This is a genomic window from Mycobacterium sp. E2733 (assembly GCF_001667585.1).
Lineage (GTDB): Bacteria > Actinomycetota > Actinomycetes > Mycobacteriales > Mycobacteriaceae > Mycobacterium.
The window spans coordinates 1-680 of record NZ_LZJZ01000022.1 but is presented as its reverse complement, the minus strand read 5'-3'; the positions used below and the strand labels follow the sequence as shown (position 1 = coordinate 680).

Annotated in this window: 1 protein-coding gene; it reads right to left on the bottom strand. The window is 60.0% G+C overall.

Annotated features, from left to right (window positions below):
• On the bottom strand, positions 1–680 hold a 680-nt coding region (locus A5678_RS05045), incomplete at both ends, for an MCE family protein (RefSeq protein ID WP_156746764.1).

The window sequence follows — 680 nt, the reverse complement described above, 5'->3', positions numbered from 1 at the left end:
AAGATCCAATACGGCAGCAGATTGGACAGGACAATCTTGAAGTACGGCCCCGACGCCACCGATTCCCCCAGCGATGCGGCGAATTGGCTGACGTACGTGAGGGTTTGTGCCAGGTCGTCTTTGCGTTCCACCAGCACGTCGCTGATCGCACGCAGCTGTTCCAGTACTGGATTAAGGTTCGGGTTGTCGTTGATGAACCCCTGCACCTCGGCCGAGAAGGCGGAGATGTTCTGCAGCAGAACGCCGATGGCGCGGCTGCGTTCGTTGAACGCCACCAGCAGCGTCTTCGCGTTGACCAACAACCGGTTGACTTGTTCGCTGCGGTCACCGAGCACACTGGCCACTTGGTGGGCCTGAGCCAGTAGGTGCTTGACCTCTTCGTCTCGTTTGCCGATGGTGTCGGAGAATTTGGTTAACCCGTCGAGGGTGGCACTCAGATGCGGGTAGGTCTGGTTGACGGTCTGCGTCAACACATTCAGTGACTGCTTGACGGTGTCGATGTTCCAGCCGGTGGCGGCCTTCGTGATGTCGAAGTTCGCGTCGTAGAGCTGATAGGGCGTGGTGCTTTGGCCCAGTGGCAACACGGCCCCGGGCCGCAACGTCTGGGTTCCCCGCGGCTCGATCTCGAGCACCTTCTTACCCAGGATGGTGTCGGTCTTGATGGCGAGCCGGCTCTCGGT